Genomic DNA, 14,588 nt, shown 5'->3' with positions numbered 1-14,588 from the left:
GAAACATGTTAAAAGTGGGATTGATCGGTTTTGGATTTATGGGACGTATGCATTTTGATAACTATGTGCGCCTTGCTTCCGAAGGGGAGCCCGTGGAATTGGTAGCCATCTGTGATCTGAGAATTGAGGAACTGAAGAACGGTAAAGCAGCCGGCAATATGGCGACAGAGCAAGAGGTATATGATCTCACACCTTATCGTTTGTACGACAACATCGACGCAATGCTGGAGCAAGAGGAGCTGGATATCATTGATATTACACTGCCTACGCCATTACATGCTGAACTAACGTGTTCCTTGTTGGAGAAAGGCATGCATGTCCTGTGCGAGAAGCCGGTTGCACGTCATTCGGCGGAAGGCTGGAAGATGGCAGAGACCGCTAAAGCGACCGGAAAAACACTGATGATTGGTCAATGTTTACGCTTCTGGCCAGCCTATAGCTACCTGAAATCTGTTGTAGAAGATGGTCGTTACGGATCGGTAAACGCAGGTTATTTCTTCCGGGGTTCAGGTTTGCCTCAGGAGTGGTTCCTGGATGGGGAGAAAAGCGGTGGCTGCATATTAGATATGCACATCCATGATGCGGATATTATTCACTGGCTGTTTGGTAAACCGGATCACGTATCTACGCTGGCTCGCAACGTCATTCCGGGAAGTGGTTATGATACGGTGTCCACCAACTATGTATACCCTGACGGAAAAGTGCTGAATGCCCAAGCCGACTGGACACTGGGGGGAGACTATGGCTTCTCGATGACGTATCGCGTTAATTTGGAGCAGGGGAATCTGGTCTTTGAGAATGGTGAACTGAAAGTAAATCCGAATAATGCTCCCGGCTTCGTTGCCGAGCTGTCACCCGACTCGGGATACTATCACCAGCTCAAATATTTTATCCAGTCTGTTCAAGCAGGTGCACCTGTATCTGTATGTACACCGGAGAGCGCAACGGGCACGCTTGAGTTAATTGAAGCTGAGATGCGTTCGGCGGATGAGCGCGGGGCATTGGTTTCATTGTAGTAGAAAGAGCAGAACCTGTGATACGGGTTCTGCTCTTTTCATTTCTATAGATTAACTATAATCATACATAATTTAGGAGGGGAATGATGAAGAAAATTAATTTTACTATTCTAAGGAAATCATATTTACCCTTTTCAATGAGAGAAATTACTAAGCACTATTCAACAACCCGCCAGTTATTCGCCTGCTCCACGGTCAGTGGTTGATGCCTGCGAATATAATCCTCCACCAGTGCCGCCATATCCGTGGCGCCTTCGTGAAGTACCTTTTTGCCAGGATACATTGCATAATCACCGCCACCTGCTGCGCGATAACTGTTCATCACTACAGAATACGTCGCGTCCATTGCTACAGGTATGCCCTCACGTTCCAGCTTCACCACACGACTTCCCGCAGGTTTGGAGATATCCAGCTCATATTCAATGCCTGCCCACATGTCGTAATTATAATGCTGTGGTTTCGGCTGCATGTAAGCGGGATTGACGATAACTTCGCCCGAAGCCTCCACTTCAAAGTAACGCGCCGTTTGCTCCAACGCATCCCGAATGTCCTGACCACGAAGCTCCAGCACCGTCAGTGTGTTGGGATAGATAAAATTGGACAACACATCCCGAACGGTAATGAGGGAGCCGAAACCACGGGCTTCTTCGCTGAGTAATGCGGTATTGGAGATTTGAGCCCCCGTCGCTTCCATCTGCACCTGATGTACAAAAGCAATGAAGGGATGTGCCGCGAGCCGCAGTGCGGCAGGATCTGCGATGGACAAGTCTCCCGCTACCTCGCCAATCGGCTGGTCCAGCCATGCCTGTGCTTTTGCTTCAAGCTCGTCTGTCAGTTTCATAACAGCCGCATCAGGCTGAACGTCACTATTTTCATCCAAAAGCAACAAGCGAGCCTGTTTGCCTGCAATCCACCACTTACCATTCGCTAATTGCTCCAACTGGACGGATACATGACCCACACCGTTCCCACTAAATCCAGGCTGGATTACAGTCACTCCATGAATGTCTGCGGTAAGCTGACGGTGTTGATGCCCGGTGAGCAGAACGTCAATTCCATCAATATCACGGCAGATGGCGTACGCTTGATTTTCCCCGGTTAACCGCTCGGCAGGTTCGCCTGTCTCCAGATCACTCTCAAAACCACCATGATAACTGACAACAAGCACATCCGGTTGTTCATGTTCACGAATATAGCCAACCCATGCGCGAATGGTCTCCAAAGCGTCAAGGAAATGTAATCCTTCTATATTCTTCGGATGCTCCCAGTTCGGGATATAGTGGGTCGTTGCACCCAGCAAAGCGATTTTGACGCCTGAAGCCAAGGTTTTGATCAGATAAGGAGGACCGAAGGCGGGTATGCCTGTACCTGAGGGTGAAACGGGCCGTATTTCTTCGTCATGCTTCCCTTCATTTAAATGGTTCATGATGGTGTCGTCCTGATGTTCCACTACAATATTGGCGGACAGCCAAGAGAAGTGGGAGTCTTCAACTGCTTTACGCAGCAAATGCTGACCGTAATTGAATTCATGGTTGCCCATCACGGCAGCATCATAGCCCAGTTCATTCAGAACATTAATGAAGGGATGCACTTCATGATCTGAAATGAAGGACGCAGCATAGGAGGCCAAAGGAGAACCCTGCAACAGATCGCCGTTATCCACGAGCAGCAGTTCGGGTGAACGCTCCCGTTCACGCCGGATCAGCGAAGCGAGCAAAGCAAGTCCGGCTGGACGATAGGCATTGGTATTGTAATGTATGGGTCGAATGGCCCCATGCAGGTCACTTGTTACCATGATGTCGAAGCTTGACGTAGTTGTTATGGATGTCATTTTACAATCTCCTCTAAATATATAAGTTTAAACATATCAAATCACAGCCGGAGTACAAAGGAATTCACTGATTCTACTAGTATCATCAACTGTAATGAGGCTATTCTAACAGATCAAAGCCGCTCTGACAGCCTGACAGGAAACTTTACAAAACTCCAAATTTCGTTTCACATCGCGCAAATATTCGAAGACTATAGTAGACAAGTAATGAAAAATAGAAATCCTTTGGAGGGTGTTCGCTTGAAGAAGTCTGCTTTATTTTTACCATTGTTGATTTTGGTTCTGTTTCTAAGTGCATGTGGGTCTAACAGTAGTACAACAGGTTCGGCTAACGGGGCTGATACGAGCTCTAGTTCATCCAGTACCGACACGGCAGAGACAGATAAAGCCGCTGAAGGTTACGTGCCGACTGAGCTGACTGTACAATTCGTTCCATCACAAAATGCAGATACACTCGAAGCCAAAGCAAAACCGCTCGAGAAACTGCTGGGTGACAAATTGGGTATCCCGGTGAAGGTCAGCGTATCCACAGACTACAACACAATTATTGAAGCAATGGCTTCCAATAAAGTGGACGTAGGTTTCCTGCCTCCGACGGCTTATGTACTTGCCAAAGAAAAAGGCGCAGCTGAAGTTATCCTTCAGGCACAACGTTTTGGTGTAAATGATGAGACTGGCGCTCCTACTGAGCAACTGGCAGATTCGTATAAATCCATGATTATTGTGAAGAAAGATTCACCGATCCAATCCGTTGAAGACCTGAAAGGCAAAAAAATCGCCTACCAAAACGTAACTTCTTCCGCTGGTTATGTATGGCCGGCAGCATTGTTGCTCGACAGAGGTCTTGATCCTTTGAAAGATGTACAGCCAATCACGGTTAAAGGTCATGACCAAGGCGTATTGGCAGTACTGAACGGTGACGTTGATGCCGCAGCGATTTTCCAAGATGCTCGTAACACTGTAGCAAAAGACTACCCGACTGTATTTGAAGATACTCGTGTACTCGCGTTCACTGAACCGATTCCTAACGATACAATCGCAGTACGTACAGACATGAATGCAGATTGGACAGCAAAAATTAAACAAGCATTTATCGACATCGGTAAAGATCCACAAGGTCACGAAATCATCAAAGAAATCTACACACACGAAGGTTATGTAGAATCAGATGACAGCAAGTTTGATATCGTTCGTCAATACAACGAGAAAGTAAAAACCGAGTAGTTTTCTGTTAAAAGAAAGATAGTTAATGATTGCATTGCTTATCTTTTCATTGGATAACTTCATCGTATTAGCGGACAGGCCAGTTCAGCGTGACATACGCTGCGCTGGCTTGTCCCATTACAGCGTGAACCTGCGAAATACCATATTAATGAAAGAAGGACTACTGCCATGATTGAGCTTCACAATGTAACGAAAACATACGCTAACGGCACTAAGGGCCTGAATAATATTAACCTGAAATTTAAACAGGGAGAGTTTATTGCCGTAGTAGGTTTGTCTGGTGCGGGGAAATCGACGCTTCTGCGTTCCATTAACCGACTTCATGATATCAGTGAAGGGGAGATATTGATTAATGGCAAGTCGATCACGAAAGCCCATGGCAAGTCACTTCGCATGATTCGCCGGGATATCGGCATGATCTTCCAGAGCTTCAATCTCGTGAAGCGTTCCAGTGTGCTTCGCAACGTGCTTGCTGGACGTGTGGGATATCATTCCACCATGCGTACTATTTTGGGCCGTTTTCCAAAAGAGGATACGGAACTTGCATTTGGAGCACTGGAGCGGGTGAACATTGCCGAGAAAGCCTATTCCCGCGCGGATCAATTGTCCGGTGGTCAACAGCAACGGGTAGCGATAGCTCGCGTACTTGCACAGGAAGCAAAAATCATTCTGGCAGACGAACCTGTCGCTTCACTCGATCCGCTGACAACGAAACAGGTTATGGATGATCTGAAACGCATCAACCAGGATCTTGGCATTACAACCATCGTTAACCTTCACTTTATTGATCTGGCCAGAGAGTATGCTACCCGTATTGTGGGATTGCGTGCAGGCGAAGTGGTGTTTGATGGTCCGGTATCCGAGGCAACGGATGAGCGTTTTGCCGAAATTTATGGCAGACCTATTCTGGCAGATGAGCTGCTGGATAAACAGGCTGTACAGCAACAGCGGGGAGAAGTTCTGGTATGAAGCAACCCGTAAACGTATCGATAGATGGATCATTACAGAACGAATCAGGGAAGGGCAAGCGTCCTGGCACAGGCTCAGGTTCGACTATCCACCGTCCCAAACCACCAGGGCGCACCAAACATTTGCTCACCTTGGTCATCATCTTGTTGTTGCTGTGGGCAAGTGCCAAACAGACCGATGCCAGCTTCAGCGAACTGATTGAAGGTTTCCCGAACATGCTGGACCTGCTGAAGGAGATGTTTCCTCCGCGGTGGACATACTTTGATAATATCGTTCAGGGCATGCTGGAGACCATTCGAATGGCACTGATCGGAACAACGATCGGTGCGATCATCGCGATTCCGGTATCCATCATCTGTGCAGGTAATTTGATGCCCAGCCGCTGGATCTACTATCCGGCCCGCTTTGTACTGAACTTGATTCGTACTGTGCCTGACCTGTTGCTGGCGGCGCTGTTCGTTGCTGTATTTGGACTGGGACCGATTCCTGGTATCTTGGCACTTGCTGTCTTCTCGGTGGGACTGATTGCCAAGCTGACTTACGAAACGCTGGAAACGATTGATCAGGGACCGCTTGAAGCGATGACCGCTGTGGGCATGAACCGGATTCAACTGATTATTTATGGTGTAGTGCCACAACTGGCTGCCCAGTTTACTTCTTATGTGCTGTATGCCTTTGAGATTAATGTGCGCGCTGCTGCGATTCTTGGATTGGTCGGTGCAGGGGGTATCGGACTGTACTATGAAGCAACCCTTGGATTCCTGGAATATGACAAAACGAGTGTAATCATTCTGTTTACCCTTGTTATTGTTCTGATCATTGATTATGTAAGTACTAAGCTGCGGGAGAAATTGTTATGATGAAAAATGAAACGAGCGTAATCCGGCGCAAACCACGGAAGAACCCGCTTCGCTGGGTCATTGTAATCTTACTTATACTTGTGTACGCTTGGGCACTTGCTGGTATACCGTTTACCGGTTTCAAGGAAACAGCAGGTCAGATCATGAAGGCGATTGTCGCCGGGATTTTCTCCCCGGATTGGGACTTTGTCTATCTGCCTGAGGGAGAGGATTTACTGCGAGGATTGCTGGATACGCTGGCGATCTCGGTGCTGGGTACCGTCATTTCCGCTGTACTGTGTATTCCTTTTGCTTTCTGGTCTGCCCGGAATATGAGCAGTTACCGTCCTGTATCGGGTACGGGCAAAATGGTGCTCAGCTTTATCCGTACGTTCCCGGAGATCATCATGGCTTTGCTGTTCATCAAAGCGGTAGGACCAGGTTCTTTTGCGGGTGTACTTGCACTTGGACTGCATTCCATCGGGATGCTTGGTAAGCTATTCGCTGACGAAGTGGAAAATATTGATTATGGTCCTTCTGAAGCGTTACTCGCTTCCGGTGCGAATCGTATGCAGCAGCTGTGGTTTGCTGTACTGCCACAGGTTTTGCCTGGATTCCTTAACTACACATTGTATCGGTTCGAGATTAATGTACGCTCTGCAACCATTCTGGGGGTAATTGGGGCAGGGGGGATCGGTACACCACTGATCTTCGCACTCAGCACACGGAACTGGCCGCGAGTAGGGATTATCCTGCTGGGTATTATCGTGATGATTACGATCATTGATCTGATCTCGGGATATATTCGCAAGAAGCTGGTATAAAGAAGAAAAGAGTAAAGTTTGCTTGCTAATAAAAACGAATATTATAAAAGACTTGATGGAAAAGTTTCAATCCATTGTTGATCTATCGGAAGAGCAGCCCATGCAATAGCAGGTGCTGCTTTTTGTATTTATTTCATAATCTTATATGTAAATATATGATCGTAAATGAAATTACTGTTTAGAAGTAGGTTCATATTATGATACTGTATAGTTATAAATGTAGTAATGGAGGGAGATTATGAGAAAAAATAATAATGTGTTATGGGTGTCGATACTTATTTTAATAGTCTTTTTTACCATATCCCTTACTGGTTGTTCAAAATTGCAGACAAGAATTAATCTCATGGGAGAGAGTGAAAATTGGAGTGCCGAATTAGATACTACAGTAACAAATGAAAGAGCAGAAAATGGAGCATATACTGTATTTTATAAAAAAGATAATTTAGAAGATATTAAAGGATATAAAATCAATATAAATGAAGGAAGCATAATTAGACAGGATAGTGATTTAACTTCGAAATCTATAAGTTTTCCTATAATGCGAACACAAGGTTCAAGTGTTAGTAGAAATGAAGAGCAAGCAGTTGTCATTGAGTGGACAGATATTAACGGTAACAACTTTGAAGAGAAACTGATCTTAAGAGAAAAGTAACAGAAAAAAACCGAAGCAAGCTTGCCTGGAATCCGGCGATCTCGCTTCGGTTTTTTCTATGCTTGGTTAAACGTTAGGCATTCCTTACTAAGACTTAGCTTGCTGCTGGAAGAGATACCGATTTGGTAACCTTAACCGTAATGGTTTCAGTGCTTGTCACACCTGCTGCATTGATCAGCTCGGCGCGATACGTGTACGTTCCATTCGCGTGACCGGATACATCTGTCACGGCGCTTTGTGCATTAGGTGTTACTGCGTTCAGCGCTTTGGTATCAATCAGTTGATCATTCTCATAGAGACGGTATTCTGTTGCATTCGTTCCCCACCACAGATTCATCGTCACTTTGTAGTTACCGTCCCCATCCCAGTTGTCTTGGGAGAGAACAGCTTTGCCAGGGGCAGCATTTGCAATTTTTACTGTGAGTACTTCACTGCTAGTTGTACCCTTGGAGTTCGTCAGCTCGGCTACATAGGTATAGGTACCATTAGCTTTGCCAGAAATCGTTGTTTTGGCTGATTGTGCCATCGGGGAAGCATCTGTCAGTTTTTGTGTGTCAATCAGCACGCCATTTTCATACAGCTTATAGCTTGTGCCATTGTTACCCCACCAGAGATTCATGCTGATAGTATACGATCCTTCAGACAGACCGTTGCTATAACCATTGTTGGAGGTAAGCGCAGGTTTACCCGGTGCGCCAACAGCTGGCGTAGATGGTTCTTCTCCGCCGCCTTCCTCAACTTTTACAAAATCGTTCAAGCTTCTAGGTTTTAGTTGGAATACGTCTTTGAAAATAGCGGCAACACCGGTCACGCTGATTTTATCGCCTGCCGCATAAGGGAAGGACGTTTGCGTTACACCTGTGCGTGTATCCACACGGACATGCGTGCTAGTTCCGTCCGCTGCAACCGCGTCAAATTCAAAGGAACCTACAGGTGTTGCACTAATGATATTTTGAACAGTTACTTCTTTCAATTGAACGAGTTGACCCTGGTTTGCAGCCGTTACTGCTGGAACCTCAACGGCAGCAGGGATGGATGCTGTACCTGTTTTCTCAATTGCTACGATATCTGTAAGCTCGAATTCACTGTTGTACAGCGCCGTTGCTGCGGTTACTTTAACCACATCTCCGGCATGGAAGCCGCCAGTACTTTGGAAAACATAAAGGCCGCCAGTTGTGTCTTGAAGATAGAAGGATTGTCCACCAAATGCACCGGGCTCTGTTGTAACTACACCCTCAACCGTAACGGTTGAACCAGCTGCTTTGGTACGTGCATCAGCGATGCTGATCGTTGCCGGGATTGGACCTTCCTCTTCCGGAAGCTGCTCAGCCGGAACATTGCCGACTGTAACTGCATTGGTAATCAGGTTGCTGCCGTTCAGACGCAGACGCAGGCTGGCAGCGCCCGTAGTACCTGATTTAATGCGGACATTCAGGTCCTTGGTGGCGCGACCTTTGCTGTCGGAAGTAACGCTAAAGTTGGAGCTATAGCCGTACGAAGTCGGCCATGTGCCACTTTCGTTCTGAATCATGGCTACTTGTGTTCCGCCTGTCAGATAGATCCCTGCACTGTAACCGGAAACCGTTGTGTTGGCAGGCATGTTCTCTACAACTACGCGGATTTGGAAATCCTCCGCATTAGGCAGGGTTTCTTGCTTCACGAAGCTGTAGGAAGCGTTCGCGCTTGAAGCTGGTCCACCATAAGAACCTGCTTTGAACGTGGAACGATCATACCATTTGTAGCCTGCAGCTGGTGCAGCCCAAGGTTCAGCCTGTGGTTCTGTAGTAGCAGCAGGTTGTTCAATTGGAAGCAATGCTGTTGCATTATCCAGTTGAAGTCCGTTCACTTGGGTCAGGCTAGTGTAACTTTCCTGATTAGCAAGCCAGTTGACTGTATTCACCAGCAATTTGCCGTCATCAACTTCTTTGAAGCCGTCATACGTTGTTTTGCGAGCGCCAGTCTCTTCGCGCAAATACTTCGGTGAAGCATCTTCAACAGGAGAGGAGTCCCCGATAAATGCTGCTTTACCAGCACCGAGCTTGGATACGGCTACGTAAGGACCTTCCTCAACGCCGCCACCGTTGTACACGCCTTGGTCAACTGCATTGGGCCAAGCCGCATTTGTTTTCGGCAGGTATACAATACCTTTAGCCTTTGTTGGATCAGTGATCGCAAGTGTGGACCCTGCATGCATCGCTACAGCAGATACACCTTCCGTGATGCCAAATGCTTGTCCAGCAGGCACAATGTTAGTGGCGTTAATATCGCCTAATGCGTTGTACCGGAAGCGTACACCGAAATTATCGGACAACCAGTCTGTGCTGCTTACATTTTGCATAGCCTCAGAGTTACGCTCCTCTGTGCTCATGCCTTTGGCTGGATCTTCGAATGCGCCACGACGATAGCCGTTAAACGCTTCGGAACCGTCCCAGCGGTTTTTGTTACGGTCAGCATTGTAGTGATCTCCAATGAAGAAGATGCTGCCGCCTTTTTCTACATACTCTTTCATGGCTGCCTGTTCTGTCGTTTTGAAGGGAACATTGGGTTCAGCGATGACAAACACGTTATATTCTTTCAGATCGTCATAGGTAAATGGAGTCGTCTTGCGCAGTTCCTTAACATAATATCCATCATTCGCGAGTGCATTACCGAAGTCAGAGAAACCTCCGTCAATGACCCAGTCAGCCGCTCCGGCTGTCTGTGCATGAGTATTGTCGAACAGTACTTTCTTGCCTGCATTTCCGTTAACAACCTTCGCCTGTATGAACGGCGCAGGGTCGGTTGCCCATTCTGCCTGAACCGATGCATCTCCGTTCCATAATCCGATCTGAAGCGGCAATGCCATGGACAATGCCAGGAGTGATTTTACCCATACTCCTCGCATACGTGTCAATTTACCCAACCAAATCCCTCCCAAATAATAGTTACTACATGAGTTCGTCCATATCTTATCACACCAAAATCTCACCTAGTCATAACAATTTGTAAAAACGAACTCGACTTTTGTAAAAATGAGTCCTTTGTCATGCTCGATACAAGAAATTTTGATACTTTCTAACATCATATGTTGATTTTATGGCCCTTCTGCTGATGAAAAAAGCCATCTCTTAGGAGATGACTTTGGCCCGAATGCGATTAACAGCATGGAATACCGAGGATTTGATCATGCCTTCACTGCGGTTGACGAGCTGTGCGGTTTCCTTGATGCTGTAACCGTGAATCACGCGTAATTCAAGAATTTTGCGATGCTCTGTATTGTTGATGATCGACACAAGGTCGTTAACACCTTCGGAGATTTCCAACTCGGATGCATCACAGTGATAGGTTTGCATCTCCAACTTACTGTCTCGCTTCAGTGTACGGGTTCGCTTTCGGAATGTATCCATAGCGAGGTTGCGGGCAATTCTTTTGAGATAATAGAGAAGGCGTTCTTCCGGAATGTCTGCCGTTACATTCATCATTCGAATGAAGCACTCCTGCGTGAGATCCTCTGCATCCTGTTGATTTTTGACGATCTGAGATAGATACCGTGTCACTTCTGATTTATAGTTTACATAGGCATTATGAATGGCTGTTTTGTTCACGTGATGTTTTCCCCTTTGGATACCGATCTGGCCTTTTCCGGTCTGGTTTGTTCTCAATGATCCAAGTATATCGGGATGATGTTTCCAAAGACGCCAGACTTGTATCCGAGTTGTAACATTTCCCGTGAACCTCTGTTCAATCCTGGAGCAGAGATACAAAATATAAGGCAGATGAAATTCATAGAGCAGGGAGATTAAGATTCATCATGAGACCGAAACAGATTTTGATTATTGAGGACGAAGAGTCCATTCGCGACATCCTATCCTATTCTTTGCGCAAGGAAGGATTTGAGATGACAGAAGCGGCAACAGGCAGAGAGGGACTGGATTTGCTCAGGGAGTCCAGACCAGATTTGATCCTGCTCGACCTGATGCTGCCGGACATGAGCGGGTTCGATGTATGCAGACAACTTTCCGTGAATTCAAAGATTCCCGTGATTATGATTACGGCGAAGTCCGATATGCTGGACAAGGTGCTGGGCATGGAGCTGGGGGCGGACGATTATATTACCAAGCCATTCGACATTCGTGAGGTCGTTGTACGCATTCGGGCCATTTTCCGCCGGATTGATCTGATCAGCGAGACGCTGGAGAACCAGTCCTATGAAGTGGTACGGCTTGGCAGACACATTGAAATTCGCAAGGATGAGCGTGAAGTCTGGAAGGATGGGGAACGCGCCGGACTGACCAATAAGGAATATGATTTATTGCTGTATCTGGTCAACCATCACCGGAAGGTACATACGAGGTCTGAATTGTTGGATAAAGTGTGGGGATTTGATTTTCCCGGAGATACCCGGACGGTAGACATTCATATTCAGCGCATCCGCAAGAAGCTGGATAGCGGGGAGCAGGGGATTTCACTTATTGAGACGGTCTTCGGCGTGGGGTACAAACTGAATATTCAGGTGCATACATGAAGTGGACGATTCAGTTCAAAATGGTCGTTCTTTTCTCGGTCATCGTATTTATCGGTTTTTCGGCCTTGCTCATTATTTCGAATAAAGTGGGTGAGGAGAACATGTACAGGGAAGTACAGGAGGACATGGTACAATCCAAAAAAAATCTGGATATCGCGCTCAATCAATACTTCCTGATTCATAACAAACGGATTAGTGAGGACTCCCTGGGAACAGGGAATCGAGATCTCGCAGAACAGATCGGTTCCGCTGTAGGTGGCAAGGTCATAGTCTATCGATCTGATGCTACACCGTTTAGTACCGTGGGTGCGGAGGCGAAGCCGGGTGCTGCCAAAACCTCTGACCTACAGGCTGCCATGAAGTCAAAGATTGCTTATACAACAGTGGTGGATCAGGGCAGAGTAACAGGGAATCTGTCTTTCCCTGTGCTGTCGGAGGGGAGCATTCTTGGCATTATCCAGCTGGAAAGGGATTATACGGACCTGTTCAAACGGCATCTGCGTTTTCAGAACACTATCAAGGGCTTTGCAGCCGTCATTTTTGTGTTTGTTTTCATTGGCTCTGTCTTTATATCACGCCAGATTACGAAGCCCATTCGTGTTCTGACGAAACGTTCAGCCGAAGTTGCACAAGGCAGCCTGAATGCAGACATCCACATCTCAACGAAGGATGAGATTGGAGAGCTGGCTTCCAGCTTTACGGTCATGATCGATCGGGTAAGGGAGCAGATTGATGTGATTGAGAGAGAACGGGATGAGGTCAAGCATTTGCAGGCACGCAACAAGGTTTTTTTTGACAATGTGACCCATGAATTAAAGACACCGCTGACTACGATACTCGGGTATGCCCAGATTTTGCGGGATAATGGCTTTACGGATCAGGCATTCTTCGAGAAAGGGTTAAAATATATTATCAATGAGAGCCAGCGCCTCAACGTCATGGTTGCCGATATCCTGGAAGTGACCGTATCGTCCACACCGATTCAGACCTATCGCTTTGAGCGGGTGAATGTATCGAATATTATTCGGGAAGCTTGCGAAGATATGTCCATTAAGGCGGGTAAGTACAATATCGGTATTCGTTATGAGCTGGAAGAAACGCTGTATGTTCAGGGGGATTGGAACAAGCTCAAAGAAGTCTTCCTGAATGTACTGGATAACTCCGTCAAATACGGAAATGTGAATTCCATCATTCAAGTCCAATCGTTTCGACTGGGGGATTCGGTAGCCATACTGATTCGCGATGAAGGAGAAGGCATCCCGGAGGAAGCTTTGAAGCATGTATTTGAACCCTTTTACCGGGATAACGGGATGAACAGGACAGAGAAGGGAAGCGCAGGACTGGGCTTGTCCATTGTGAAAAACACGGTAGAGCAGCATGGGGGAACAGTTGAAATGAAGAGTATATTGAACAAGGGAACACAGGTGAATATCAGTCTGCCTGGGGAATGGAACGTATGAAGAAACGAGGATTTTGGAGCAGACATCGCGATATGCTCATGTTATCCGGTTTGCTAATTGTATTTGTCGGAGGCATCTTTGGAATTGGCAGTCTCTTCAGCATTGGACATGCGAAGCCCAGAACCGTCATTCTGCCGGATAAACAGTTCAACAGTCGCTTGACCCCACCGCCGAGCAGCACGATTCAGATTGAGTCGGCTACCAAGCTGCCCAATGACTTTGCCATCTATGATTTTGAGGTAGCTGATCCCAACACGGTGATATTGAATCGGCCGGATCGTTCCTATACCGGGATTAAGCTGTCACAGCTGCATATGGATGATAATCGGTTGAAAGACATCGCTACGAATACAGAGTATGGCATTACTCTGAGTCCGGATCAGAACAAGCTGATCTATTCCCAGTATCGATCGACTCAGGCGCAGAAGACAACCTATAAATATGATTTGAAAACTGGAGAACATCACAAGTTGAAGAATGACAACTCCTATTCACGCATCTTTGTAGGCGATGAATCCTACATCGGATATGATGACCTGGTATTCAACATGGTGGATCTGAATACAGGAAAGAAACGCGAATTGTACAGTTATGATGAGTTAGTTGCCATGGTTGCACAGAAAAGCAACATTTCAAGTCAGGATGATACCCTAATCATGCTGGATTCGTATGAGATCAGTCGGGATCTGACCAAGGTGTATGTGCTGGTCAAACTGAAAGAAAATTACGCAGTGTATAGCTTCTCTCTTAACGACAAAAATGATATTACCGCATACCCCCCTGCCCAGGATATACAGCAGTTCAAAGTATTGAAGAATGGGGATATGCTGATTCAAGGTATGATGAACAACGAACAGGGATTGTACAGGTACCGAGCGGATACCAAGAAGTTTGAACTACTGGTCAAAGGGCCCATCTGGAGCTTCGATCTGGATGAAGAGGAGTCCCGCATTGCTTATTTTCTGACACTTGAAGGACAGAAGAATGAGGTGCACATTGCCTATCTGAATGATAGCAAGCTGGGGTCCGATACGGTTATCTACCGGAATATCGATTACTTTATCAAGTTGAAATGGAATGACAGCAATCTCTTTGTTGTTGGGAGCTCCATGGAAAAAAGCGAGTTATACCGATTTAGCTTCCGGGCGTGGTAAAGATGTGAATATGGAACGCTCAGACATGAGGGTCTTATGGAATGAAGTCGCTGCGCAAGGACTCAACCCATAGGGCCTTTTTGTGATTCGAGTATTTTGCATAAATCCAAAGAGG

General features: G+C 46.6%; 12 protein-coding genes. 9 read left to right on the top strand and 3 right to left on the bottom strand.

Annotated elements, in window-relative coordinates; genetic code table 11:
- Positions 1-5 precede the first annotated feature (5 nt).
- Positions 6-1,016, top strand: a complete 1,011-nt coding sequence (locus Q0V21_RS22610; RefSeq protein ID WP_079349917.1) for a Gfo/Idh/MocA family protein — start codon at positions 6-8, stop codon at positions 1,014-1,016.
- A gap of 157 nt (positions 1,017-1,173) precedes the next feature.
- Here Q0V21_RS22610 and Q0V21_RS22605 read toward each other — a convergent pair whose 3' ends face one another.
- The gene (locus tag Q0V21_RS22605; RefSeq protein ID WP_301880712.1) at positions 1,174-2,847 is read right to left on the bottom strand and encodes a bifunctional metallophosphatase/5'-nucleotidase; all 1,674 of its coding nucleotides are present in this window, start codon (positions 2,845-2,847) and stop codon (positions 1,174-1,176) included.
- A 273-nt stretch (positions 2,848-3,120) separates the two neighbouring features.
- On the opposite strand from Q0V21_RS22605, the gene Q0V21_RS22600 reads away from it, so the two are divergent.
- The 5 genes from Q0V21_RS22600 (at position 3,121) to Q0V21_RS22580 (ending at position 7,355) form a co-directional block, all read left to right on the top strand.
- The gene (locus Q0V21_RS22600) at positions 3,121-4,071 is read left to right on the top strand and encodes a phosphate/phosphite/phosphonate ABC transporter substrate-binding protein (protein ID WP_443146440.1); all 951 of its coding nucleotides are present in this window, start codon (positions 3,121-3,123) and stop codon (positions 4,069-4,071) included.
- Between the two features lie 168 nt (positions 4,072-4,239).
- On the top strand, positions 4,240-5,040 hold the full coding sequence (phnC, locus tag Q0V21_RS22595) for a phosphonate ABC transporter ATP-binding protein (RefSeq protein ID WP_079349914.1): 801 nt from the start codon (positions 4,240-4,242) through the stop codon (positions 5,038-5,040).
- Positions 5,037-5,900, top strand: coding sequence for a phosphonate ABC transporter, permease protein PhnE (gene phnE, locus Q0V21_RS22590; RefSeq protein ID WP_236703666.1), 864 nt, complete (start codon positions 5,037-5,039; stop codon positions 5,898-5,900). The genes phnC and phnE (Q0V21_RS22590) overlap by 4 nt, the downstream gene beginning before the upstream one ends.
- Positions 5,897-6,703 (top strand): phosphonate ABC transporter, permease protein PhnE, encoded by an 807-nt coding sequence (gene phnE, locus Q0V21_RS22585; RefSeq protein ID WP_301880711.1) that lies wholly within the window; start codon positions 5,897-5,899, stop codon positions 6,701-6,703. Before phnE (Q0V21_RS22590) ends, phnE (Q0V21_RS22585) begins: the two co-directional genes overlap by 4 nt.
- Before the next feature lie 238 nt (positions 6,704-6,941).
- Complete coding sequence (locus Q0V21_RS22580; RefSeq protein ID WP_301880710.1) at positions 6,942-7,355, top strand: hypothetical protein; 414 nt, start codon at positions 6,942-6,944, stop codon at positions 7,353-7,355.
- 94 nt (positions 7,356-7,449) lie between these two features.
- On the opposite strand, the gene Q0V21_RS22575 is transcribed toward Q0V21_RS22580, so the two are convergent.
- Together Q0V21_RS22575 and Q0V21_RS22570 are read right to left on the bottom strand one after the other, a co-directional pair.
- The gene (locus tag Q0V21_RS22575; protein WP_301880709.1) at positions 7,450-10,257 is read right to left on the bottom strand and encodes a chitinase N-terminal domain-containing protein; all 2,808 of its coding nucleotides are present in this window, start codon (positions 10,255-10,257) and stop codon (positions 7,450-7,452) included.
- A gap of 205 nt (positions 10,258-10,462) precedes the next feature.
- A complete protein-coding gene (locus Q0V21_RS22570; RefSeq protein ID WP_218671925.1) occupies positions 10,463-10,939 on the bottom strand; it encodes an RNA polymerase sigma factor in 477 nt (158 codons plus the stop codon).
- 206 nt (positions 10,940-11,145) lie between these two features.
- Between Q0V21_RS22570 and Q0V21_RS22565 the strand changes: the two genes are divergently transcribed.
- From Q0V21_RS22565 to Q0V21_RS22555, 3 genes are read left to right on the top strand one after another with little or no spacing between them, the layout of a single operon-like run.
- Positions 11,146-11,859 carry a response regulator transcription factor gene (locus Q0V21_RS22565; protein WP_024628875.1) on the top strand — a complete coding sequence of 238 codons (714 nt, stop codon included), beginning with the start codon at positions 11,146-11,148 and terminating at the stop codon, positions 11,857-11,859.
- Entirely contained in the window at positions 11,856-13,319 is a 1,464-nt protein-coding gene (locus tag Q0V21_RS22560; RefSeq protein ID WP_079349909.1) for a sensor histidine kinase, read from the top strand. Before Q0V21_RS22565 ends, Q0V21_RS22560 begins: the two co-directional genes overlap by 4 nt.
- Positions 13,316-14,473 (top strand): hypothetical protein, encoded by a 1,158-nt coding sequence (locus tag Q0V21_RS22555; protein WP_079349908.1) that lies wholly within the window; start codon positions 13,316-13,318, stop codon positions 14,471-14,473. The genes Q0V21_RS22560 and Q0V21_RS22555 overlap by 4 nt, the downstream gene beginning before the upstream one ends.
- Positions 14,474-14,588: the final 115 nt, after the last annotated feature.

The organism is Paenibacillus sp. 11B (genome assembly GCF_030487755.1).
GTDB lineage: Bacteria > Bacillota > Bacilli > Paenibacillales > Paenibacillaceae > Paenibacillus > Paenibacillus vandeheii.
This window is presented reverse-complemented; position numbering and strand designations above follow the sequence as displayed.